A 23,790-nucleotide genomic window follows, 5' to 3' on the forward strand; every position below is an offset into this window, starting at 1 on the left:
CCCTAAGACCGTGGCGGGTGCTGAGGCCTTATGCCCGCGCGTGTTTCATTCTGCGAAAGAGGATTGTTTCGATGTCGATGCCTGCCCTGTTCAAAGGTCGCCTTTCGATTCCGGCGATCGGGTCGCCACTGTTCATCGTGTCGGGACCGGATCTCGTCATCGCCCAGTGCAAGGCGGGCGTGGTCGGATCGTTTCCGGCATTGAACGCGCGCCCGGCGGCGCTGCTCGACGAATGGCTGCATAGGATCAAGGAAGAACTCGCGGCCCACGACAAGGCGCATCCGGATCGTCCATCCGCGCCATTCGCGGTCAACCAGATCGTTCACAAGTCCAACAACCGTCTCGATCAGGATCTTGCGGTCTGCGAGAAGCACAAGGTGCCGATGGTGATTACGTCGCTGGGCGCGCGTGAGGAACTGAATCAGGCCGTACATGCCTGGGGCGGCATCACCTTCCACGACGTCATCAATCAGAAGTTCGCGCACAAGGCGGTCGAGAAGGGCGCGGACGGTCTTGTGCTGGTCGCGGCCGGCGCAGGCGGTCATGCCGGCGCGATTTCGCCGTTCGCCTTCGTTGCCGAGACGCGGCAGTGGTTCGACGGACCGATCGCGCTGTCGGGCGCGATGGGCAACGGCCGCGCCATCCGCGCGGCGCGCGTGCTGGGCGCCGACTTCGCCTATATCGGCTCGGCCTTCATCGCCACCAATGAAGCCAACGCGCCGGACAACTACAAGAACATGATCGCGGCCTCGTCCGCCGACGACATCGTTTACTCGAATCTGTTCACCGGCGTTCACGGCAATTATCTCAAGCCGTCCATCGTCGCAGCGGGCATGGACCCGGAGAATCTGCCGGTCTCCGATCCGTCGAAGATGAACTTCGGCACCGACGCGAACGGCGAGCGCAACAAGCCGAAGGCCTGGAAGGAAATCTGGGGCAGCGGACAGGGCATCGGCAGCGTCGACAAGGTGATGCCGGTCGCCGAACTGGTGGCGCGCTTCAAGAGCGAATACGAGGCGGCCGCCGACGCGCCGCTCCAGTAAGGAGCCGCGCGCATCATGGAAGCTGTCTTTCGCGTCGACGGCAATCGTGTGGCCACGAGCGAACATGCCGCGGGTCCATGGGATCCGAGCATGCAGCATGGCGGCGCGCCGTCGTCGCTGATCGTGTGGGCCGCCGAGCGCATTCCAACGGCTCAGCCGATGCATATCGCACGGCTGACGGTCGATCTGATGCGCCCGGTGCCGGTGGCGCCGCTCACCATCGCGACCGAGGTGCTGCGCGAGGGCCGCAAGATTCAGCTCTGCATGGTCCGCCTGCTGGCCGAAGGGGTGGAGGTCGCACGCGCCACCGTTCTCAAGATCAGAACCCAGCCCGTGACGTTTCCGGACAAGACCATCGGCGCAGCGCCGCTCGATGTTCCGCTGCCGGAGACCGGTGCAGTCGATGAGGCCGGGAATTCCAGCAAGTTCATTCAGGGTCTGACGCTGCGTGCCGTGCGCGGCGGCTTTCTTCAACCCGGTCCCGGCGCGGTGTGGTTTCGCGCCAACCGCCCGATGGTTGATGGTGCTGTAACGTCGCAGGCGATGCGCGCTGTGCTCGCCGCCGATTGCTCCAATGGCGTGTCCTCGGAACTGGACTTCAAGACCTGGAGTTTCATCAACGCCGACCTCACTGTGACATTCGCGCGCGAGCCGGTCGGTGACTGGATTCTGCTGAACTCGAAGATGACCCTGGGCGCTGACGGTGCCGGCGTCGCCATCTCGCGCCTCGCCGACACGCACGGGTATTTCGGCGAAGCGATCCAGTGTCTTGTGGTCGAACCGCGCTAGCGGGATGAGCCGATGAGCGCGCGCATCGTTTTATCGCTGGTGGTTGCGCTGCTCGGCTTGCCGCTCGCCGCTCAAGGCGCCTTTGCGACCGGCAATCTCGATTGCGCGATCAACGACAAGCAACTGACTTTTGAATTGTTTGCCCTGACCGGCGGCGCTGGCGGCATCGTGCAGGTCAATCAGGGGACGATCGAAATCAAGGTCGGTGACGATAAGGCGCTGCGCGCCAAACGCGCCGTCGAACTCAAGCACATCGAGCAGCAGTGGATCTACGGCAAGGAACTGCGGCTCCGGTTCGGCATTGCGAACGAGAAAGACGAACCTGTCGCCAGCCTGATCCTGATCGGCGCGTATAACGCCGACAAGGACAGCTATGCCGGGCAATATGTTCTCCTGGTGCCGCAGGCCGGCGAGGAAAAACAGTTCAAGGGCAAAATGAAGTGCGGCTGAGATGCCCCTTCGTTTGCAACGCTCAATCGGCGACCCGGGTCAGGACAGCCTTGAACGCAAGGCTGGGAACTTCCGCGGCGGTGCCTTCGCAGATCGCGAACTCGCCCTTGACGGTGCCGTTGAAGCTGATGCGGACCTCGTCGTGCCCGAACACCGAAGGCAAGTTCTGATCGCGGGTGTGGCGAAGGCTGGACACCGTTCCTGTCACCGTCTGGCCGTTCTGGGTATAGGATCCGACATAAGCGAACGCCGAGCTTCCGCCCCGGAGCTTTCCATTCTCCGCATGGATGACGCCCAGCGCCTTGCCGCGCGGCGTCTCGAATTCAACTTTGTATAAACCTTGAAGCAATGCGGTGTCTGCGCCGGTGGCGTGGAAGCCGCCTGCGGTGGGAGCGTTGGCCTGATGGGGCATTGGCTGTCATTCCAGAATTACTTGAGACGTGAAGCTGTCTCGGGCGGACGTCGATAGGCGCGCGTTCGATGTAGAATCAGAGGCGGGTGGGACGTCACCGGAGATGCCTCGCCGATGGCTGGGTCTTGGATAGCTCGGTCTTCGATCGCTTGGTCGTCATCAAGAAGGTTTGGTGCCCCTGGCCGTCATCGCATTCGATCCATATCGCATTGATTTTATGAGTTATTTTATCATGAAAAATTCGCGATACCAACGAGCATACCCACATCTTTTCTGGATGTGGAGAGACACCAATGGACGTCTTTCTAGCCCATTGGCGGTGGTCTTCCAATCGAACGAAAGTTCAGCGCGGAAGCAGTTCGTAACAGTTGCTGCGATGCTGTGAGCCGATGAGTTTTGCGCCCTTGCTGCAGTACTGGATCATCGTTTCAAGCGAGCCTTTGCCTGGATCAAACGGCTCCACTTTGACCTCCCCAAAGCGACGAAGTTGATGCGCTGAACCGGCGACGAGCAGCGGCCTTCTGAAAGCCTGCCCCTCTGGACGTAACGCGACAACCGCATGAACGTGAAGCAAGCCGAACTTCAAGAACTCACTGGCTTCGCGAGCCGACATCATTCCTTTTGAGCCTGGAAAGTCGACGTACGAAACACTGACTGGCTGCTGATAACGCTTACGGCGCATGTTGTTGCCGCATGCTTCGATAACCAGCCTCGTGAACCAATCACGATACTTGGTCAGGTAGTTTGCAGGATCTCGCTTTGATTCGTTCGGGTCAAAGTAAACTGACTCAAACTTCATCGTGACTGCGAACACGTTGTCGACGATAGCTTGATTCAATGCTGCTTCGTTTGAACCGACATGATCACGATAGATCGACTTGATTACGTAGGCGATAGCATCTGGATTGATGAAGTTGCTCAAGATTATGACCTCTTTGTTATTGGTTGTTAGGGGTCATGATAAGAAGCGCATCACGATAGTTTCGTGCGAACGCTTTGAACCGTTACATCGTATAAGCAGTCACCAGCCATCAAACGTCAGCATCGCTGGCGCTGTGTAGGTGGTGACGCTTCTCAGCGCATCTGGCGAGCACAATCATCGTCCAGAATGCGAAACATGATGAATTAGAAGCGTCGATGTGACGGTGGTTCACTTCTATATATAAGCGTCGCCGCCTCAACTCGGCTTGCATAACAAAAATACTGACGTGACGGTGCGCTCGCGCTTTACGTATGATGATTTGGCGCGATCACATACTGAATTTTTGAGTGGCAATTTCACCGGTGAATTCGCCCATTAAAAAGCCCATTATTTAGCCGGTAGGCTCTGGAAAGGCGGCTCGCGCTCGTAGGTAAACTCGCCTGATGAAAAACTCGTAATCTTACGTTGACATTCCGCCGAGAAAATACGGATAGGGATTTGCGTCCGATCAGGAGACGCAGATGCCATCTAATCTGACGCGCCGGAGATTCATCGCAGCCTCATTGGTTGCACCAGCCGCTTTGCCAGTAAACGATGCTCTCGCGATAGATGATCCCGAACGACTTCGCCTGATACAACGTCGCGAATATCTTCAGTCAGAAATTGCAAAGCTCGATCGGCAATGGACTTTGGCCTACGCGAAACTGCCGTCGTGGTGCCGACCCGGATCGAAGTATCGAAGTCAGGATGGGTATATGTTTGGTGGAGTGGTCGGGTGGCCGGACGCCGGGTTTGATGCGATCAAGCTTGCTTCAGGTGATCTTCTTGTTCGTCCGTCAGCTCGGGATATCTTCGAGCTTCGCCAAAGCGATCGATCATCGATGGCTTTCGCTGAGAGCGAGAGGCTTTTTGCGCGTCGGTTGAAAGCATTAATTGGACGCTTACGCGAGCAACGGCGGGTCGAGAATGCTGTGAAGTTGCCACGATCATCCGCATGGCTTCCGCTAGAAATTAAGCTTGAAGGGGTAGAAGCGGCAATATCTTTGCTGCTCACCGGTGAGCATTCCGTATATGAGCGAGGCGCAAGGTTGTGATAGTCAAGAGTACGCGAGATATTGTGCTGAGCGTTTGCGGACGCGATTTCCGACAAGTTAGGCTGTTCGATGATGTTTGACCCGCAATGTAATTGTCACGGGTACACGCGGGAGTTAGGATCGATAGATTGCTTGTGAGATTTTCAGGATTTGCGCCTGTTGGGTGAGATATGAGGGTTCTCTATTCATCAAATGATCTGCATCAGAAGATTCTAGCGTTGTTAGCGAACCCATCTCCTTCCGATGAGCGCGTCATTCTAGTCGCCTATATCGGGACAGATGCGGAGGCGTTCCTGCCAGACCCGAATAAACTCAAAGTTGTTTGCTGCCTCAAGCCAGGAGCGACGGATGCTCTAGTTCTGTCTCGTCTGCACGACAGGAAAGCAAAGATTTTTAGGTCTGAAAGACTGCACATGAAGGTATACTGGTCTCGCGAGCGAGGATGCGTGATTTGCTCCGCAAACGCTTCCGGTGCGGCTCTTGGCAGATACTCTCAGAAGGAGGCTGGGGTATTCATTGAGCCTGGAAAGGTCGATATCAATAGGTTGCTGCGCTACGCGAGGCCGAAGACGATCACGAAAAAGCATCTGGAGAAACTGACGAAGGATACGGAGCGCTTACCAAGTGAATCCTCAAATGTATCTTGGGAGAGCGCACCGGATTTCAGAGAGTGGCGAAAGCGCGGCCTCAATCAGTGGAAAATCTGTTGGTGGTCTGAGGAAGCTAGGTTCGCAGAGGAATCTAAGCAAATATCTCGAAAGCGCTTCGGAATAAATCCATATGATTTTCTAAATGTCGCGGACGGCAAGTTAGAGCGCGGCGATTGGGTCCTATCGTTTGAGTCGCCGAGTTTGCGTAGCCTGGATTGGCTGCATGTTGACTTTATCGTGAAAACAAATCCCTCTTACACGGACTACGAGCCCGATCATCCTTTTCAAGCTGTTCAGGCAAATGCACCCCGTAGATGTCCGAGGCCCCCCTTCAGACTTGATCGGCGGTTTAGGCGCGCATTCAAAGGCGCTGTCAGAGAGTATGGCCTCGAACGGATCGAGCGGTTCGATGGTCGGCGTCCATCCAGAGAGTTTCTCGATTTGATTGTTGCTAACCTCGATTAGCCTTCTCGAATTCCAACCGGTCAGTCGTGCGGGGTGCTGTCTCATGGGAATCTTCGACAATGTCTTCGGAAAAAGTCACCGCAGACAAATGGAAGAAACTCTAAATCCGATACTCGCAATGAAACTCCAGCATTTTGTTGCGATTCCGAGTGAGCGGAATTTTGTCAGACATTGGTTTCAGTTCAAAACTCGCGAGGAAAAGCTTGAGGAATTTATAGTCGTCTGGATGGTCTTTGAAGATCGCGCGATCTATCATCGAACGCTATGGATGCGTGTTGGAATAGACAGCGAGTTCCGAGTGCTATCCGAACGCGGGCCTTGGTCTATAGCGATCGGATTTTTGCAGGAATTGGGCAAGCGGTTGCCTGCAAATACTCAATCACCTGTTGGTCACCATGCTGCTACTGTACCGATCGATCCTCATTTAGATCTCACGCGATCAAATTCGCACGTGAAGGTTGCGGATGAACCTCAGGCGGCGAGTGGTCCTGCAGGGGCTGTCCCCGATCTGCACGGATTCTCGATAGGTGAGATGTTATATTTTAAGCCCCTCAATGCTCTCGCACGAATAGTGGATTTGGAGCGATACGAAGGAGTCAACGGAGAAGGACATCGATTTGTAATTGAGTTGGAAGAGGAGGAGGCTGAGCTTCGCGTACCTGCAGCAAAGCTGCGGGATATTCTTGCTCGAAAGCCCCGTGAGTTTACAGCGGAAGAGCTGGAATCTTTGGAGGACGATGAGGATAATGTTGTTCTATCGGAAAGCCACGGATTTTTTGTCGACGAATATGTAGTTTATCCGGAGCACGGGGTCGGGAAGATAACTGCAATTCAAAGACAAGAGATAGCGGGCACAAGAATGGAAACGTTCGTAATACATTTTAAAGCTAATAACATGACGTTGATGGTGCCGACTGCCAATCACGCGAAAGTTGGCCTTAGAAAGCTTGCTGACGAGATCTAAAAATTCGAAATGCCCCCTGAGGCGCGCTTTAGTAAGTCTTCCTGCCACTTGTGGTGACAGGGGCCAAAATTTGGGCCCCCGTCACTGGTCAGTTCAGTTTGCCTTCTTGCGGGTCGGCGGCGTTCGGGACGCCTGGGCCAATTGCGCATCGAGTTCACCAGATCGCGTCGCGGCTATCAGAGTGTCGATCACGGCGGGAAGCTTATCGAGTGATGGCACCGCAATGGCTGCCTTGCCCTTCTCGAATTCGATTGCCTTCGAACCTGAACGGATGGCGAATAGATATGAGCCGTCGACGTTTTTGCGCCACCAGGGCAAGACGCGCTGATCGCTTTCGACAGACTTGCGAACGCCCTCGACCGTTGCGAACGACCGCACTTTCCGGACGTAACTTGGATTGCTGAGAAGCGCCTTCTGCTCTTCAAGTCGCGTAATTGTCCGAGCCCGACGTTCCATCTTGGGATCGGATTCGGTCTTGGGCAGGGCAGTGAAGTTCAGGGATTTCAGAGAAGTCATCATGTCCTCCATCAAATAGATGTTGAGGACGACCAAGTATAATGCCGATTGGCGCGATCACATACCGAAGAAATGGCGTCCGCACACGGAATCTAAAACGCAGCGAAATGTAGAGAGCGTTTTTCGTTCTCGCTAAAATCGTGGACCACGGTGGAGCGGGATAGTTCATCGATGAACGTCATATCGAGGCACAATGCGGGCGCGTGTCCATAGTACGAGCTTAAAGCCGCCCATCGATCGACATAATACATTTTTACGATCATCATCGTGAAAGTCAGTGGATTAAGGAGTCGAGCATACGGCCAGCGATTCTCAGCGTGTCGACCGATATGCATATGCGCGGCGGGATGTGAAAGCTCTCTATACTGGTGAGTTGCATATTCAAAACGGATAGAGGGAATCGCAGAAGCATAGGGCATGTCTGCAATTAAGTGATCTACATGTTCTGGCTCCATTCCGCCGATTTCTTCCAGCGCCTCCCACTGTTCAACGGCATCCTCGGCTTCATGAACGCCGGCTATCCACGGATTTGGGAGATAAGCTAGTCGCCATGACTGCTCGCCCATCCAGCTATACTGAAACATCGAATAGTCATTGAGTATGATGTTATAATAAGAACGAGATAACGCGGCTAAATAGATATCTCGATATGTAGCGGTTCTCGAAAGCGCTGTTCTGTTAAATTCTTGGTCGACCGGCAACGACGTCAAATTGGATACGGTTCGCGCTAAACCGGCTTCGCCATAGAGCAAATCCCAGGAAGCTCTAATTTTTCGCGCAAAGTCCGCGCTATTCATTTCTTGCGCCTTGAAGCCAAGAGGTTTCGAAGGTCTTCGTCTGTCAGGCCTAGCTCACCCTTCAACTTGTTCATTTCCTCGCGTGCCCGCATCATGCGCGCGTCACGCTCCGCTAGGTCGCGTTGGATCATGTCGATTTGTTTAGGGTCAGGCATTATGAAGCGAAGTTCGGGAGCAAGCTTCAGGGCCTGATCCATCTCGCCAAGAAGCTTATCAAACCCTTGCTTCACGCCGGTCACCCGAAGCCACCCCTTCGTGCGAGTAAATGCTGTGAAGAGGCGATTCCGACCCGTGCGAGACTTTAAGGGAACTGCGTCACAGCCCAAAATAGCAACGACAGCTGCTTCGTTTCCTTTGGCACGATAGACAGTGGACAGTGTTACTTTCCCCTCTATCAGAAAAGGCGGCTCACTGAAACGATCCGCGATAATGTTATTGGATTCTACGCCTTGCTCAGCAAGTGCTAACGATAGCTGAGAAAGATACATTCGAGCTGCGCGATCATCGATTGCAATCGCCATAAGGTCATGAGGTTCTAGCCCCGCAGCCAGAAACTGTCGAAATTGCTCTGCGCAATATCTGACCTCTTCAGCAACGCTGTCGAATGACTTAACTTCAACGAGAGGCTGCTCGTTAGAAGTATGTAGCTTGGCCGGGCTGTTGTGATCGGGTCGCCTTACGATTGTTTCTGTACCCGGACGAAAAGTGCCGCGCAGAACATCGTAACCAACGTCCTTCCAGTGCTCTTCGTCTTGTAACATCTGTACAGGCTGGCCATATAGTCCAAAACCGGTTGCGTGAGCTAAAACAAGTATATCGCGCTGGTTTCTGTAGCATTTAGGAAGAACGAAGTCGTTTGTCTCCGCTGTAGGCGGAACAGATCGTCGAAGGGATATTCTAGGCTGGCTGTCCTCGTCGTCCCCGAATAACTCCTCAGGAGTCCGGACATGCACATTGAAAATATTCTGAAGCTCGTCATAAGCCCAGATGATCTGTTTCTGATCACGATGACCTTTGGCTAAGAAAAAGCAGAGTTGATAAAATCCCTCAGGGAAATCCTGTCCTTCGTCAATGAGGACCAGATCGTAATGCGGCTGCACTCGACCAGAGTTTACCAGCGTCTTACATACGTGATCAAATGGGTCGGCTAGTTGCTTGACCTCACCGAAAGGAATTGGCGAAAGGCCAGCGCGCAAGCTCGCCTCTCGATATACACCGGGCAGATTCTGTTGGCCCCAACCATGTTGAATATCGATGTTCTTCCAATTTGGTTCCCCTTCGGCGAAGTGACGAAAGAACCTTGTGATCAATCTGGTCAGGTGGTCTCGCAAGCTTCTCGTGTAGTATGTGACAAGAATCTTTGCGTTGGGATTTTCTATGTGTGCGAGAGCGGCTTTCATCGCAAGGATTACGGTTTTGCCAGAGCCAGCTAAGCCTCGAATTCTCTGAGGGCAAGGCAATGTTGTTAATGCGACATACCTCTGTTGTGAATCAAACTTTGCTATTTCCTCTTCGAGTCGAGCAAGTGCTACTGCTGCCGGCTTGGATCCCGGATCATCTACCCGACGACGGACGCTGCGAGTTAACGCCTTCGCGCCTTCTAAGATCGAGCGAGCTTCGTCGAGCTCATCTGACGCCAAACCCTGATTTTGAAAAGATTGAACGAATCCCAGTAAGCCAGCTTCTGATGTAATTATCTCCGACCGCGCATCGGGCCAACTCTGAAAGCCTGGAGCGTAGAGGATGGGCACTACGCTGAACTTCAGACGGCGATCCTTGCCACGAAGCAACGCGCTTTTTAACATCTGCGCTTCTGCCGTTGCAGCTGCCTGGGCGATGCTCTCATCGGCTGCCGTTGCAGTGCCTTGATTGGCGTTTGACAGATACCGGATGAGCAAAAGACCCGTCTTATGACTCACTAGGGCTATATCAACGGGATGGCCTACAGCTTCATAGTCCTGAAATTTAGGCCAACCATAGTAGAGAACGCCACCGTCAATACCAAGGGCGGGCCCGTCCTGTTGCAGCCGCGTGATTGCAGCCTGTATCCCAGGAAACTGCCCTTGATCGGTGCGCGTCGGAATAAATTCTAGTGCCAAGTTAATTTCTCATCGTGCTTGCTGAGCGATAAGTTGAACAAATCGGATAAGATATCGCAAGCGTTTGATTTGCTGCAGGCATATCAAAGAAATCTTCGTTTTTCAGAGACTAGCTCACCCGTGAGCAGATCGCGATTTCACAGGTGAAATGGTCTCCTAAAACACTATCTGGAAAAGAGTCCTATCGGATGTTATGGTGCCTACTTTTATCGGAGAGCATCATGAGCCTTATCGGATATGCCCGTGTTTCGACCGGAGACCAGACGCCCGCTATGCAAATAGATGCACTTCAACAGTTGGGCTGCTCAAGAATTTTTATCGAGACCGCATCGGGCGCAAATGCCGACCGACCTCAACTTGCTGCCGCTTTGGACTATCTGCGTGAAGGCGATACCCTAGTCGTTTGGAAACTCGACAGACTGGCTCGTTCAATTAAGCAGCTCATATCTACAGTGGAACGTCTTGATGAAATGAAAGTGGGCTTCAAATCGTTGACTGAAAGCATTGATACAACCTCGCCATCGGGGAAACTCGTGTTTCACATCTTTGGGGCACTCACCGAATTCGAGCGAAGTATCATTCGCGAGCGTACGTCTGCAGGATTAATTGCTGCAAAAGCTAGAGGTCGAGTGGGCGGCAGGCCAAGAGCGATGTCATCACAGCAATTGATTGCGGCGAAGGCGCTAATTGCAGATGGCAGACTGACAATTGTAGAGGTTGCGAGGCAGGTAGGTGTCTCAGACGCAACCCTTTATAAGTACATCCCAGGCCCAAGGCGTAATGCCGCTTAAAACTACAACCAGCGTTTATATTTTAAGCTTGAAGAGAAGGATCGCGGTTAGTCGGATGGGACTCGTTATAAAACGGGTCAAGTATCATCAGTTAATTTTTACCAGCAAATAAAAGGGTAAGAATAATTCGTCAAACCACAAGCTGCGCCTAACAATCGGTAGTATTTACTCAAAAAGATTGTGTTCTTGCCATCGCGTTGGCAGTCGATCAAGCCAATCACCGCCCGTAAAGTTTTCATTATAGAAAAGTCTCAAGTTTCGTTTTTCGCCATCGGCGAAACGCATCGTAGTTCCCTTAGATTCAGTTATACGTCCGATGTTTATGAGGTCACCACCAGTCGCAATCACCAAATTACGAACCGCTTCGAATTTCTCGGCTTCAATCGCAAAAAGGTTTTCCCACACAAATCCTGGGGTGAAAGCAAAACACAACGGATCTACTTTCAATTCATTAGAAACCAGAGAAATTCTATCGTCCAACAAAGCCAAAGCCTTTTCGTAAATTATTTCTGCACCGAACCCTGCGCCATCAGTTAGCAGATGGATCGCACCGCCAAGGCCGTCACTAGTATCGACACATGCGTTAACGGCCCCACTTGAAGCGGCCGCGCGGGTTTCATCGAACGGCAACAACAAGTTATCTTCTAAAAAACTTGATTTAAGATCACTCATTACCTCGTCACTTAAAACGAGTTTGTAATGGTCAGCGATGAAATAACTCCACGCCACTCCGATTTTCTTTTTCCTCTTTGAGGACAAGGCAATTACATCGCCCGGACGAGCAGTCTTGCGACTAAGGAGAAAATCTTTCTCAACCAATCCGATTGCGGTTCCGACAATTGTCTCTTCTCTTGCTTGTTTAGTATCGCCACCGATTAGAAAAGCCCCAAACTTTCGCGCGTGGTCCTGAGTCGCTAAAATCAAGCTCTGCCACTGATTTAAATCGCAGTTTTCGGACATATAAGTATTCAACAGAATGCCAACCGGTCGTCCACCTTTTGCAATCACGTCCGAAAAGCATTGAACTACGCAAAGTCTGCCAGCGTAATCCATTGATCGTAGATATGCCGACGGCGCCACTCTATCTGTAGTCAACAGGAGATAGTCAGACGTTCCAAGGTCAAGAATTGCACAATCATCTCCAACGCCAACGGGATCCAAATCTGATCGAAGAAGTGTTTTGCTCAACCACTTATGAAGGTTGTACTCGCCTATATCATTTAGTTTCATGATGCTTCCTAAGCGAAGATTTAAAGTATTATCGCTACCTTATAAATCAACGCGCTGCGCAACAACAATAGAAGCCACTTCTGCGGCTCCTGCCGCGAACAAAGCCCTTGCACACTCTCTAAGGGTAGCGCCGGATGCGCGAATGTCATCGATGACGACGATGACTTTGCCCGCGACAATCGTGTTCGCTTTCATTGAACCAGCTATTGCTGCATCCCTTTGATTACAATCTATGCCTTTAACAGGGTCCACTTGCCGAACGAAACTTAAAGCCGCGCGCATCGGACCAGAGGAAAGCAGCGGTACTTTGCTCGAAATCGCATCAGCTAGATCGATTAGATGGTACGGCTTTTGTTCAAACCCTAGTTTCGCAGGCACGTAACAAATTGAAAAAGGTGCTGCGTTCTCCGCAAAGACGTTAAGACGGCCCACCAGAAGATCGGCAAATTCATCCACAAATGGCCGCGGCTCATTAAAGCTTTTATATGCGCGAAGATTATTAGAGAAATTGTGCGCATAATCGTTTCGGTAAAACGACGTTACTGCGTCGATCAAGATTGTTCGATGAAGTACGTGGTCAGTAAGAACGCCCATAGTTGTGTTAAACTCAAAAAGCCAAAACCTCACAGCGGAAAGGAAACATCTTCCATCGGCTGGCCGCAGCGCTCAATGTAAAGTCGGAATGCTCGATTAAACGACATCTGTATTTCGACTAAGAAATGGTCGAGATCTTCCGAGCTTTCGATGGGCTCGTAAAAATCGGCGTTCACTAAACCTAACACATAGCGAACGTTGCCGAACTTATCAGGGGCAAAGACCGGGATATTTACGATAGCATTCACAGTAGACGCTTTGGTAATGCTTAAACCTCGTTGATATCCATCCTTCGATTTTGCGTCATATAGGGCCGCGTAGTTTTCAGTAATGCGGATGCCATATCCGGTTTTACGATCAAAAACGGAATTCTTCGTTCGGAGCTTATTGTATTCTTCGGCATGGCGCTCGATCGTGAGATAGCTAGGGAATGAAAACGAATCCGTTCCATTTAATAGGAATAGCTCTTGAAGTGTGCGGCCATTTAAGCCTAGTCGCCTTTTCGTGGTTGCTTTGATTTCATCGTTCGCAAGGAAGCAGTAGTATTTTGAAAATTCATGACTTCTGACAAAAACTTTTTCAGCATTTTCAAGTACTATACACATCCATATCGCGTCATTTCCCCAATATAAATCCGCTTCACGAAGCGTCATCGTCCACGAAGAAGATGCCCCATTTTGCCGGCGCAAAAACATTATATTTGTACCGAGAACTGGAAGCTTAAAGACCCTAAGCTGCTCCGTATAAACAGAAAGCAAACTCTGCAAAATTCGCCAAAATCTTATTCTTGTCAGAAAGGGATCCTCTGGAAAGGACATCGATGCCCACTGCTCTAAATCGAGATTTATGGCATTCAATATCGTCTTGCGATTTGGCCAACGAGCTATTTGCGAAGCGGGTGCCGACTTTGTTTCCTCTGCCTTCGGCAATTTTTCTTCGGTTTTAGTGCCAGAAGGTTCCTCTCTCGCCGAATATGCGGTTTCTAAAAAAGAACGAGCAAATGTTGCGGCTGCTAGAGCGGAAACGTAATGGAATTCGTCCTTTAAAGGCGCATCATCACCGAGACCGCCGTCTTTATCTCGATCTCCGTAGTCAGAGATACCCCGGATCACCATGCAGGGCGTGATGGGGCGGACCGAATTGCATCCTTTAACGAAACCGTACCCTTCCATCTCTCCCGCACGGATCAAGTTGTACTTTGTGTGAAGTTTTTTGAGCTCTCCATTCGCCAAAACCTTCTCGCCAGAGGCTACTAAAATATTTTCATGTAATCGGGGCTCGCCAAGTGTTTTTCTAGGAGCCATTTTTGGCGGAATCTTCGATTGAAGCTCAACCAATTGTTCGATCCACTTTAAGTGTGCAGTATAGAAGCTTACGTCGCGTAAAATATGTGGAGAGGTTTGTTGCAACCTGCTTCGATCCAACACACCATCTTTGGTAGTCTTAACATATTCATAAGCCCAAATTCCGGCGCTTGTAACAACGTCTCCCAATGAGAACTCACGAATTCCACATGCGACGCCGATCAGCAACATGCTTTCCGGTTTAAAGTGTCTGATCATTGATTCGGTTGGGCCAACAACTTCTGTGTTGCCAGAATTGCCGACGCAAGAAATTACGATGCGAAGTTTCCTTCCATCACTATTGTTCAGAAAAACTATCCAATAACGACATTCGTCGCGACGAATATCAGGGGGATCATCTGGTGAGCGGCCAAATGCTAAAAGCGTGGCCGCAAGCTCGACCTTTGGTAAAATAGTTAAAACGCCAATTGTCGAAATGTCGTCTTCTTGAGGCATTTGACGCCTGATCAACGAGTTCTAAATTGATTGCGGCAAAAAAATACACCCAACTATTCAACAACTTCTTGGAGCAGGCAAGGGCTATTTAACTAAACCAAGACCACGCGCGGAAGAGCAAACGTCGATCTTGCGTACTGCTAGCCTGTTATGCCTTTTAGCGCAATTGCTAGATCAAGCGCACTCGCAGACAATTCCGTCAATTCTCTATCATAAGGACCGCGCTTCAAAGCTCGCGGATTACTTTCGTGAGCGCACGATGTTTATCGAGTACGATGTCATCGAGAAATCAACCAGCAAGATAACGTCGGTTAGGGGGTCAGCGTTTCTTATTTCGCCCGATGGTTGGGCCATCACCGCCAAGCATGTGTGGGCACGCGTCAGTAGTTCTGACTTTGAACAAATCTCTCCGACCATCATCCGAATTGCAAACGATAGACGCACAGAGCCTCTTATTCTTGTGAAGGACTCTATTCCTTCATCGGAAAACGGCGACGTTTCGCTATTTCAAGTTGCGAGTGAATCGGGCAAGCCGATAGGGAAATACTTCTGCGTATACAAAGGAAACGAGTCCGCTGTAGTTGAGAGCGATGAAACTGTTTCAGCTTGGGCCTACTACGCGATTGGAGAGAGCAACCGAGTTGGAAATTTTCGATGTTTCCAACAAAGGTGCGCCAAGCTAGGGGCGCTTCTTGCCGGGTCTCTGCGATATCGGCTTCAGAAATGCGTCGGGCGACTGTCCCAGGACCTTTGAAAATTTTTCCACGATCTCAAGGCCCACATAAGTCAGACTGCGTTCGATTTTGCTCACATGCGCGCGGTCAACTTCTGCCTCATAGGCCAATTCCTCTTGGGAAAGTCCCTTTTCCTGCCGAATCCGGCGCAAATTAGCAGCAAATAGTTGGCGGATTTCCATAGCCCAGCCAACCGCATTGTGGTCTCATGACCCACGGCCTTAAAACCGAATTTGTAGCTATCTCAAAAAGCTAGCCGGGTTTGGGAGAAGAAATTTTGCTAAGTCAAAACTCGGCTTTAAGACCGACTTGAGATATCTTATATTGGGTCCACTCGGCGACGAGTTGGTGTTTCTGATTTGGGAGGGGACTTTGTTGCGGCTCTACAGAAAATATCCGAGCGTGTTTGGATTGATATTGGCAATCGCAATAATCTGGGGCGCGCTTCTGATCTCCGATCAAACGTTTCTCATATATCGCCGCGACGTAAGCAGCGACCGAGCCTTCGGGACGCAATGCACCTATTTCGGCGGGGCTAGGACATATAGCGCGGTCCGCATCTTCTTGAACCCAGAAGCGCAACGAAGCTTCTCATGTCCCACCACGAAGCTAGCGAGCCAAGACCTCTCCTGATCAGTCGTCGGCAAATTTCAATTAGGGAGAGCATAGACATGAGATTCGTAGTTGCGGCGCTATTGCAGATGTCTGTCCTTGCGACGGTCAGCGCGAACCCAGCCGACGTTGGATTCCGATGTGATGAGTTAGCATCAGCAGACTCGGACGGAGGAAGGAAGATGGTCCGGTTTGAAGATATCGATGCCAATGCGGCAATGCCAGCATGCGATTGGGCTGTTCAGACCTATCCAAACGAGCCGCGTTACTCTGTGCAGTTAGGAAGGGCATACGAGAAAGCTGGAAGCGCGGAAGCTGCAATGGATGCGTATGCCAAAGCTGAAAAGCAAGGAGCTGTAGCAGCGGCGTATCTGATCGGCCTCATTCATCTCGAGGGGAAGGGAAGTTTCGCCAAGAATCCTGCAATAGCGGCATCCTGGTTCAAGAAATCGGCCGATAAAGGCTATGCCCCCGCGCAAACGGTACTTGGGATCCTCTACGAGCAAGGCTTAGGCGTTACGAAGGACCAGGAACTGGCAAGGAGGTTGCTTCAAAGGGCAACAGACCAGGCCGATACGATAGGGTTGATTGACCTCGCCCGGAAGTACCTTGCGCGAACCGGAATCGAAAGGGACGATGCGAAAGCCTTCTCGCTCATGATGAAGGCCGCTGAAGAAAATGACCCGGTCGGTCAATTCGGCGTAGCCTATATGTTGACGTTCGGACAGGGAACGCAGCGCGATCCCAAGGCCGCTATTCCATGGCTACAAAAATCCGCTGATCAAGGACATGCCGATGCGCAGTATGCGCTCGGACTTGAGTTACTAAAAGGGGAGAGCACCAAGAAGGACGATGCCCGAGCCCATGCATGGTTCGTGAAGGCGGCAAATCAAGGTAATGCCAACAGCATGCTCGCCCTTAGCAATATGTATGCAGACGGTCTGGTCGTTTCGAAAGACGAGAAGGAAGCAATAGTTTGGCTACATAAGGCGGCTGAAGCAGGTAACGACATAGCGCGCGAAAGGCTGAAGAGCCAAGAAGCCCAGACCGCCAACACGCCAGTTGTCGATAAGGCCGCCGATCTGCGAGAGGCTTATACCAATTATCTAACGGTCAAGACCTGCTACGACATGCGCAAAGACTACGTGATCCGAATAATCAGCGAAGACGATGTGGCAGTTGCAAAGAAAGCGATGAGGAAAATCGAAGATAGCAGCGTTCTTTCCAAAGAAGACAAAGACACGGCTTGGAAGGCTGGCAACGAGAAGGGTCAAGCGATCGCTGAACTCGCCGAGTTAGCTCGTACATTCGGTGCATCGGGATACTCCGATAATGTCAACTTCGCTTGCCGTGCTGCCTTATCATCTCTGCGGGAGGCGGCTGGGCCGGAGAACGCTGGAGTCCGCAAGCGGGACTTTTGATATTTAGAAGGTCGATTCAACTCTCACCCGCTTAAGCGGCGAGCGGGCGGCGATCGTGGCGTCAAATAGGATTGCGCCCCCACTCACCAGCCACCTTCAGCGTATTCGCTGCCCCCATTATTGTCAGCTTTACGGACTCAATGGTGGAATCTTGAAGTGGGCGATCGCCAGTCCCGCCCGATGAATTCACGCAGCCGCAAGCGCCCTATTGAAGTTCGACATTCCCTCTGTGATACTTAAGCTTTTGGGGGATTGTTCATATGTTTAGACGAGCGATTATTTTGCTGTCCGCCTTAGTTATCAGCCCGTGCTTTGCTGATCCGCTTACCGAGGCACGAGATGTCGCGAATTCTAAGAACCCTGTCGGCGCCGCCCTTTCGTCATCCTCATTTGGGTGCTTTCTACTAGGGCCACCTTCACCGCAGCGGGATCTTGCCGGTTCTCCTGGACCGGGAGTTGCCGGAACCATCACTGTCCCAAAAGGTCTGGGCGATGGGTACTCATACGATCTCTCGGTGAAAGGACAGCTTTGTCAATTGACGGACAATACCAAAATTCCGTTCATTGACCTCTCTGACCCCAAGAACAAAAGCAAGATTGTAGGAGGTGTCCAAACAATCGTTTTCAAGAATGAAATTGCAGCCCAATTGAAACTCACTATGGGAACGTGGCTCAATTTGATCGATTTCAATGCGGAAGATCTCGAAGAAGTGGGGATCTATATTAGTGCTGAGACATACGATCTTTCGGAGCAGAAGCTCAGGACAGCATTGCTGAATATGCGCAAGGAATCGGGGAATGCATGCTCGGCATTAACGGACCCAGCAGCTCGTCAGATTGTTCGCAGTTGCTACGGCCTAATTACGATTTCTCTTCAAGCAAAGAAAAATCTTTCCCTGAATGTCCTTGACTTAAAGTTCGCCAATCTCGTGGTGGGTTTGAATGCAAGATGGCTTAGAGACGTAAAAGGTGCCTCGGCTGACTGCAGTCCCCCCGGCGGAGCAGCAGGCGCCAGCAGCCCAAATCCTGTTGCAAGCGCTAATACCGGTGGGGCTGGCGGAGTCACTGCACCAGTGCCAGCGAATAGCAATGGCGTAGAAGCCAACATCAAGTTACCTGCCGGCGTTGTACCGATCCTGCCAGCGGGACTTGAAGTAAACTTACAATTGGGTGCCGACAAGATAGCTGTGAAAGCGCCCTCCGCTGCGGACGTCGCCAAGTCGAAAGACGAACCGCAGAATAAAGCCAAGGCGACACCTGCGGCCGTGAAAGCCGCGAACGACGCTAAGCCAGCCCAGCCTCCCGCGCAGGACAAAATTTGCGTTCAAAACGTAATCTATCGAACCAGCGACGTAATGATTATTGGAGCCAACTTTTTGGACGCTAAAACAACCAAGAAGAATCAGGACTGGCTGAAAAAGCAACCATGAAATGAGTGTGAATTATGCATAACCGCGCTCTATTGGTAGTATTTGTCGCATTTCAACTCAGCGGCTGTGCGGCAGCGCCGACTTTTCGTAACGCAGTTTTCCTGGTTGATAAAAGCGCCCCGTTACAGGTTTTGGAGCCTAAAGGGTTTTTGCCGCCACCAAAGTCTCCCTTTTATCTACAAGCCGCTTACCGATACCCGCCTGGTTCGGTAATAATTCCGAGCATAAACGAGTCACCGAATCCAATCTCGGAGTCGGCTGGCTTAATAGGCGAAGCGCGCGAACAGTGCATGCAGGAGTCATTTGCACTTCGTCGCTCTGTGCTTAGGTCTCGATTGGCGCCCGTAAAACTCGTCTACAGCTTTGGCGGCGCAGTGGGTTTGCCGTTTGCAGATCAGATTGCGCTTCAGCAGTTCCGGAATCAGGGAGGGCTAACGGAGCTCCCCGACAACGTGATCGCTTATATCCGACACGTCGAATTTAATATTGATCGTATACGAACATATGAAGGCAGTCCGGAACAAATGGCAGCTGCCTTGAGATCGCTCCGAACGGTGGCAAGGACGTGCGATCCGATTGAATCGCCGAACTCAGCGGTTGTGATTCAGAAGGTATATGTTGGTCGCGTTCGGTCGTTCGTTCGGCTCGACGATGCGATTGGTGTTGCATTGGGAGGCAACTGGAAAGACAAGGTGCAAAAGTCGATTAGGTCGTCATTCGATGGACGCAGTGTAATATTTGCCGTCGAAACAAAGCCGCTTTCCGCATATAGGCTGTAGCAAATGAAAGGTTAGTCGACCGGTGAACGCGTCTATGATGAGAGAACGAAGGATAATGTCCGCGTTCATAAAAGCATTCCGCTTTCTTTTTTCTCTTACTTTTGCCTTCCTTCTACCGCTGGAATCCTTTGCAGGCGATCTTCCGACCAGCAGCGCTGCTGCAGAAGCAGGAGATTCAATATTTTTAGCTCGCTATTTCGACGCCTCATGCGACCGCACCTCTTGCAGGACAAATGATGCCGATGCGCCACAAGTCGGAGCGATCATCGCGCCAAAGGCTTCGATGATTGGCTATCCGGATAGCCTTGTTTGTAATGGCTCTGGGAAAAACAAAACCAAAAACTATCGCGTTCAGGCTGTCGTAAAATCGACGACAGAGCGAATGATTCAAGCCTTCTTCGCCGAAAATCCTAAATCGGCTGAATTGGTAGCAATTTTGAAGCAACATCGAGTCACTTTCCGAGCGAGTGAAGTATACCGTGAGGTGACAGAGGCGGAACCGTTAATGATTAACGCGATCGCCAGTATCCCGAATTACTGCTTGCAAAAAGCTCTATCTAATCTTCGCGCGACCCAGTTTGTCTCGGGTAGATGGTTCGGCCTCCTTTCCCTTGGAATGCAGGTTGAAAACGCGACTGCAGAGCAGATCAAGTCATTCCTTCCGAAACATTACTCCGTGGCCGAACAAGCGGTGCAATCTGGAACAGTCGACGTGACTATCAGCGGAATTTCACCGAAGCTCTTTGCGGTTCAGATGGGTGACGTTATTCCACTCGTGTCCCGACACCAGGACATCTTTGGAAGAATCGAGCTAAACGAAAAGCGGCGCTTTCGAAATTGATCACGATCCAGTCCCCCTTGTTTAAATGGCGAGCGAGCGGCGATCGTGGCGTCAATTTTGAATTCAGACCCTATCCACCAGAGTCAAAATCAAACCAAGCATCGCCGCTCTGATTGGTTCTATTTCAAGCGACCCTCTTCACGCATCTTGAGTTCATATTCAGCGCACTGTTGCATCGTGAACTGCCGTACCGGTGAAGCTGGGCCGTATTTGTTTCCGCGAAAGCCACGCGTGCGTGCTGATCCAGGGCGGACATGAGGATTAATTTTGTGCCGCTCTTCGTATGGATACTCGCCGTGACCTGCTCCCCTGAAATGCCCCCGGTTTTGAGTTAGGGTTCTGTTCTCCACCGAGGAGACGGACAATGCGTAAAGGCAGGTTGAAGGAATTGGCCTCGCAACGGCGCCGCTTCGGCTACCGTCGTCTGGGGCTGCTATTGGCTCGGCAAGGGGTCCGGAAGGCCCGGTACGCCATTGCGCTGGAACAGGCCGAGGCGGTGCTGGACGCCAGACGTGCTGCACTGGACGACGAAGGGCATCCCGTGCATGTCCCGGTTTCTCGGCGTGCATTCGCCACGTTATCGGGGCGACTTTCGCCTGGCAGCCGACAACGAAGGTTCGATCGTCAACCTTCAGGTAGAGTTCTTCATCCGGGCAAGCGGCGGCGGCATTTTCCGGACCTTGGAAGCCGTCATGCGCCAAACTTGCCCAGGACGGGGGGCCGGGGGCAGAAGGGCGCTGTAGAGCCGTCCCAGCCGTCCCACCCGTCCCAAATTATGACTACGGGAACGTACCCTTCGATGAGGGGCTGCGTTGAACAAAGGGCTGCCCTAGCGCTTGCGAACGCGCTTTTGCCAGTGTTCGCGCTAGAACGGTGTCGTATTCTTCCGGCAACAGCTCATGGTGCGCCAAGACCGCCTGGATGAACGCTTCAAGGAAGCTGTCAATTTCGACCCATGTCTTGAGCGCGATGTCGACTGGCCACTCGTAATAACGGCCGTCGCCATCATCACGGGTCGACAGAAGCTCGCTTGCCAAGATGCGGTACGGCGGCAGAGGCGGGCGCGATTCGAGGCCATGTACGGTCACGGCCCACTGATCGTTTTGAAACATCACTCGCGCCTCCTGTTACCAGCCATCCCACCACTGATCGGGTTTCTGTCCATAGCGTTTGAACAATTCCTTGAACTGGGCACGCTCGTAGCCCTTGGTTTGGAGCGGCGTCCGGACGTTCTTGACGTGGATTCCGTGTTCGTTCCTCAGAAGCTCGGCAAGACGGCGTTGGCCATTCGATCCCCACTCGCTCCAGGGACGTTCCGCCATTTGTTTGAGAAAGCCGACCAAACCGGCCGATCCCATAGCATCCAAGCCCGTGATATCGAAAACGCGCTTGATGTCGATAATCAGCAGTTCCTGGATCGACGGCTCTTCTTTGTCGATCGCCTCGATCGCTTGCGCCACTGCGTGGACATGTTGGGTCCACTCCTGACCGGCATCTTCTGCAATGGCGAGAATGGGCTCCCATTTGTCTGCACGGCGGGATGTGAATCCCGGCGGCATTTGCGGCTCAGCGCCACGCAAGCGCTCGACGGCCTCGCGAGCCCAGGCTTCACAGCGCTGGGCGAGAGCCTTCAACTCGACGTCGTGCTTGTTGCGCAAAGGTTCGCAGATTTCTTCGGCAAGCTTTCGGTGCATGCGGAAAACGATGCAACGGGTGGCAAGGGCTTCCGGCTCTATCTTGCCGATTTTTGCTATGACCTTCGGACACCAAGCGCGATACTCCTTACCGCCAGCGCGGCGAATGAGTGGGCCGTTACGCTTAAAGCCGACATTGAAGAGCGCAATCAGGTCGTTCTTGTTGCTCAAGAACATGTCGCCCTCGTCGAAAAGCAACGTGTGGCCTGCATTTGCGAGCTCAAATAACGTCGGTCCCGTTAAGCCGAACGTAGGCTTTGGGCGTGGGCTCAGCTTCGTGATGAGTTCAAGAACCGTCGACTTTCCGCATTCAGGCACGAATGATTGGAGCACCGGTATCGGCGATGTCTGGGCCGCCTCGAACGCCCAGAAATGCAGCACCACAAGGGCCAAAATGGAACTGTAGCCTTTCTGCAAAACTGCATGGCGGTCGAAAGTTTCGCTGATCAGTGAAAGCAGCTCGCCGGTTTCATTGGAGTTGCGTGTCGGCTTCGCAACTTCGGCAGGAGGCGACCCGTCGTCTGCCGATGCGGCATCGTCACGCGTCTTTGCCGAGACGTTGGAATCCGCCGCCTCCTGGCGCTTACGCGTTATATAACTCGCGAGAATTGTGAGAACAGCGGTCAGCGAAGGGAAGACAGGGCCAATCATGCTCTGCACCTCGCCGCGTATGAACGGGATGTTCTCAGCTCGCAGCAAATGCTCAGCGAAGAGTTCCATAGACTGATGTACCGCCTTGCGGTGATCATCTCGCTGAAGGTCGATTCTGTAAGTCTTCGCACCGCTGCAAGCATCGACTGCCGCGTGGCGTTCGAGATGGCAAACGGCCACGAATCCTTCTGCCGCGTCGAGCTTTTCGGCCCAGCGTTTGTGCGCTGCGTCGTCTGCGTTGCGCTTGAGAATATAAGAACTCACCTTTAGCCGGTCGGCCAGTTTTTCGGCTGCGATGTCGAGGCCGATGTCCTCCGGTCCGATCAGCACGACCTTGCGCTCTCCAAGCTTCGCTGCGTCGGCGGCATATAAAATGGCGCCGGGAATGCCCGCAGTGGTGAAGTCGACGCGAGGTTCCAAGACGTACTTCTTGTAGAGATAGTCAGCGGTCACATCGCCGACGAGCGAATCGCGAACGGTTAGAGCCTTCGTTGTCACCGACTTCTTCTTCGCACCTACTACCTTGACGACCTTTCTGGCCGCTTTCGCGAGAGCCTTCGCCCGCTTGATGCCGCCTGGCGCTTTTGTTGTGTTCTTATTCTTCATGCGCGGGACCTTTCGGCGCATTCGCCTTCAATGCCGCTGCGACCGACGGAATTACTGCCGAGACGATTTCCCTGAAGGCGTCGCGCTCGGCTTGCTTGCCGTCGATGAAAATCGTTCCGGTCGAAGGCCACCAGCGAAGCTTGGCTGACTTGTCGATCAAAATGTATTCGTGGGGGTTCGTGCCGCTCCACGTGCCAGGAATGCCGAGGCCAGCAACAATGTCCTTGAGGTCAGAATGAGTTCCGTAAAATTTCATGAGTTAAATGCCGTTCTTGTTCGGTGTTATGCCCACGCGTAAAGCTTCGCGAAGGTCGTGAAGCGAACATGGTGCGGTGCCGGTCACGCGCAAGTCCGAGCGATCGGCCACTATGTCCACCGGTGTTTCTGGGTGTTTCTTCACTCCGAAA

General features: G+C 52.3%; 22 protein-coding genes. 10 read left to right on the forward strand and 12 right to left on the reverse strand.

Annotation, left to right across the window (positions count from 1 at the left end; all coding sequences use genetic code 11):
- Nucleotides 1-71: 71 nt before the first annotated feature.
- The 3 genes from HMPREF9696_RS18080 to HMPREF9696_RS18090 are packed head-to-tail and all read left to right on the forward strand — an operon-like array spanning nt 72 to nt 2,282.
- Nucleotides 72-1,043 (forward strand): NAD(P)H-dependent flavin oxidoreductase, encoded by a 972-nt coding sequence (locus HMPREF9696_RS18080; RefSeq protein ID WP_002714494.1) that lies wholly within the window; start codon nt 72-74, stop codon nt 1,041-1,043.
- Nucleotides 1,044-1,058: 15 nt separating this feature from the next.
- Nucleotides 1,059-1,832 carry a thioesterase family protein gene (locus tag HMPREF9696_RS18085; protein WP_002714495.1) on the forward strand — a complete coding sequence of 258 codons (774 nt, stop codon included), beginning with the start codon at nt 1,059-1,061 and terminating at the stop codon, nt 1,830-1,832.
- Between the two features lie 12 nt (nt 1,833-1,844).
- Complete coding sequence (locus tag HMPREF9696_RS18090) at nt 1,845-2,282, forward strand: hypothetical protein (RefSeq protein WP_002714496.1); 438 nt, start codon at nt 1,845-1,847, stop codon at nt 2,280-2,282.
- A gap of 22 nt (nt 2,283-2,304) precedes the next feature.
- On the opposite strand, the gene HMPREF9696_RS18095 is transcribed toward HMPREF9696_RS18090, so the two are convergent.
- Together HMPREF9696_RS18095 and HMPREF9696_RS18100 are read right to left on the reverse strand one after the other, a co-directional pair.
- A complete protein-coding gene (locus tag HMPREF9696_RS18095) occupies nt 2,305-2,694 on the reverse strand; it encodes a hypothetical protein (RefSeq protein WP_002714497.1) in 390 nt (129 codons plus the stop codon).
- Between the two features lie 343 nt (nt 2,695-3,037).
- Entirely contained in the window at nt 3,038-3,616 is a 579-nt protein-coding gene (locus HMPREF9696_RS18100; RefSeq protein ID WP_002714498.1) for a hypothetical protein, read from the reverse strand.
- Between the two features lie 521 nt (nt 3,617-4,137).
- Here HMPREF9696_RS18100 and HMPREF9696_RS21700 point away from each other — a divergent pair.
- The 3 genes from HMPREF9696_RS21700 to HMPREF9696_RS21050 all read left to right on the forward strand — a co-directional run bounded on the left by HMPREF9696_RS21700 (nt 4,138) and on the right by HMPREF9696_RS21050 (nt 6,789).
- Nucleotides 4,138-4,710, forward strand: a complete 573-nt coding sequence (locus HMPREF9696_RS21700) for a hypothetical protein (RefSeq protein ID WP_002714499.1) — start codon at nt 4,138-4,140, stop codon at nt 4,708-4,710.
- A 170-nt stretch (nt 4,711-4,880) separates the two neighbouring features.
- Nucleotides 4,881-5,825, forward strand: coding sequence for a phospholipase D-like domain-containing protein (locus HMPREF9696_RS18105; protein ID WP_002714500.1), 945 nt, complete (start codon nt 4,881-4,883; stop codon nt 5,823-5,825).
- A 43-nt stretch (nt 5,826-5,868) separates the two neighbouring features.
- Nucleotides 5,869-6,789, forward strand: coding sequence for a CarD family transcriptional regulator (locus HMPREF9696_RS21050; protein ID WP_002714501.1), 921 nt, complete (start codon nt 5,869-5,871; stop codon nt 6,787-6,789).
- Between the two features lie 93 nt (nt 6,790-6,882).
- On the opposite strand, the gene HMPREF9696_RS18115 is transcribed toward HMPREF9696_RS21050, so the two are convergent.
- Genes HMPREF9696_RS18115 through HMPREF9696_RS18120 form a run of 3 tightly spaced genes read right to left on the reverse strand, consistent with a single transcriptional unit; the run spans nt 6,883 to nt 10,201 of the window.
- Nucleotides 6,883-7,341, reverse strand: coding sequence for a DUF6641 family protein (locus HMPREF9696_RS18115; RefSeq protein WP_245259242.1), 459 nt, complete (start codon nt 7,339-7,341; stop codon nt 6,883-6,885).
- A 56-nt stretch (nt 7,342-7,397) separates the two neighbouring features.
- Complete coding sequence (locus HMPREF9696_RS21350; protein WP_002714503.1) at nt 7,398-8,102, reverse strand: DUF2290 domain-containing protein; 705 nt, start codon at nt 8,100-8,102, stop codon at nt 7,398-7,400.
- Nucleotides 8,099-10,201, reverse strand: a complete 2,103-nt coding sequence (locus HMPREF9696_RS18120; protein WP_002714504.1) for a DEAD/DEAH box helicase — start codon at nt 10,199-10,201, stop codon at nt 8,099-8,101. The genes HMPREF9696_RS21350 and HMPREF9696_RS18120 overlap by 4 nt, the downstream gene beginning before the upstream one ends.
- 221 nt (nt 10,202-10,422) lie before the next feature.
- Between HMPREF9696_RS18120 and HMPREF9696_RS18125 the strand changes: the two genes are divergently transcribed.
- Entirely contained in the window at nt 10,423-10,992 is a 570-nt protein-coding gene (locus HMPREF9696_RS18125) for a recombinase family protein (protein WP_040302161.1), read from the forward strand.
- A gap of 165 nt (nt 10,993-11,157) precedes the next feature.
- Here the strand turns inward: HMPREF9696_RS18125 and HMPREF9696_RS18130 are convergent, their stop codons facing one another.
- The 4 genes from HMPREF9696_RS18130 to HMPREF9696_RS18145 all read right to left on the reverse strand — a co-directional run bounded on the left by HMPREF9696_RS18130 (nt 11,158) and on the right by HMPREF9696_RS18145 (nt 15,531).
- On the reverse strand, nt 11,158-12,222 hold the full coding sequence (locus HMPREF9696_RS18130; protein ID WP_002714506.1) for a thiamine-phosphate kinase: 1,065 nt from the start codon (nt 12,220-12,222) through the stop codon (nt 11,158-11,160).
- Between the two features lie 39 nt (nt 12,223-12,261).
- Nucleotides 12,262-12,816 (reverse strand): phosphoribosyltransferase family protein, encoded by a 555-nt coding sequence (locus HMPREF9696_RS21355; protein ID WP_081602413.1) that lies wholly within the window; start codon nt 12,814-12,816, stop codon nt 12,262-12,264.
- A 29-nt stretch (nt 12,817-12,845) separates the two neighbouring features.
- Nucleotides 12,846-14,615, reverse strand: a complete 1,770-nt coding sequence (locus HMPREF9696_RS21360; protein ID WP_002714507.1) for a 5'-methylthioadenosine/S-adenosylhomocysteine nucleosidase family protein — start codon at nt 14,613-14,615, stop codon at nt 12,846-12,848.
- A gap of 679 nt (nt 14,616-15,294) precedes the next feature.
- Complete coding sequence (locus HMPREF9696_RS18145) at nt 15,295-15,531, reverse strand: helix-turn-helix domain-containing protein (RefSeq protein WP_002714508.1); 237 nt, start codon at nt 15,529-15,531, stop codon at nt 15,295-15,297.
- A 612-nt stretch (nt 15,532-16,143) separates the two neighbouring features.
- Here HMPREF9696_RS18145 and HMPREF9696_RS21055 point away from each other — a divergent pair.
- The 3 genes from HMPREF9696_RS21055 (at nt 16,144) to HMPREF9696_RS21705 (ending at nt 20,432) form a co-directional block, all read left to right on the forward strand.
- The gene (locus HMPREF9696_RS21055; protein WP_002714509.1) at nt 16,144-17,382 is read left to right on the forward strand and encodes a tetratricopeptide repeat protein; all 1,239 of its coding nucleotides are present in this window, start codon (nt 16,144-16,146) and stop codon (nt 17,380-17,382) included.
- A gap of 260 nt (nt 17,383-17,642) precedes the next feature.
- A complete protein-coding gene (locus HMPREF9696_RS18160; RefSeq protein WP_002714510.1) occupies nt 17,643-18,812 on the forward strand; it encodes a hypothetical protein in 1,170 nt (389 codons plus the stop codon).
- Between the two features lie 834 nt (nt 18,813-19,646).
- Entirely contained in the window at nt 19,647-20,432 is a 786-nt protein-coding gene (locus HMPREF9696_RS21705) for a hypothetical protein (RefSeq protein ID WP_002714512.1), read from the forward strand.
- A 779-nt stretch (nt 20,433-21,211) separates the two neighbouring features.
- Here HMPREF9696_RS21705 and HMPREF9696_RS18175 read toward each other — a convergent pair.
- Genes HMPREF9696_RS18175 through HMPREF9696_RS18185 form a run of 3 tightly spaced genes read right to left on the reverse strand, consistent with a single transcriptional unit; the run spans nt 21,212 to nt 23,639 of the window.
- Nucleotides 21,212-21,544 carry a hypothetical protein gene (locus HMPREF9696_RS18175; RefSeq protein ID WP_002714514.1) on the reverse strand — a complete coding sequence of 111 codons (333 nt, stop codon included), beginning with the start codon at nt 21,542-21,544 and terminating at the stop codon, nt 21,212-21,214.
- A 15-nt stretch (nt 21,545-21,559) separates the two neighbouring features.
- Nucleotides 21,560-23,383, reverse strand: coding sequence for a DUF3631 domain-containing protein (locus tag HMPREF9696_RS18180; RefSeq protein ID WP_002714515.1), 1,824 nt, complete (start codon nt 23,381-23,383; stop codon nt 21,560-21,562).
- Nucleotides 23,373-23,639 (reverse strand): hypothetical protein, encoded by a 267-nt coding sequence (locus HMPREF9696_RS18185; RefSeq protein WP_002714516.1) that lies wholly within the window; start codon nt 23,637-23,639, stop codon nt 23,373-23,375. Before HMPREF9696_RS18185 ends, HMPREF9696_RS18180 begins: the two co-directional genes overlap by 11 nt.
- Between the last annotated feature and the right edge of the window lie 151 nt (nt 23,640-23,790).

Origin of the sequence: Afipia clevelandensis ATCC 49720 (assembly GCF_000336555.1) — a bacterium.
Taxonomy (GTDB): Bacteria; Pseudomonadota; Alphaproteobacteria; order Rhizobiales; family Xanthobacteraceae; genus Afipia; species Afipia clevelandensis.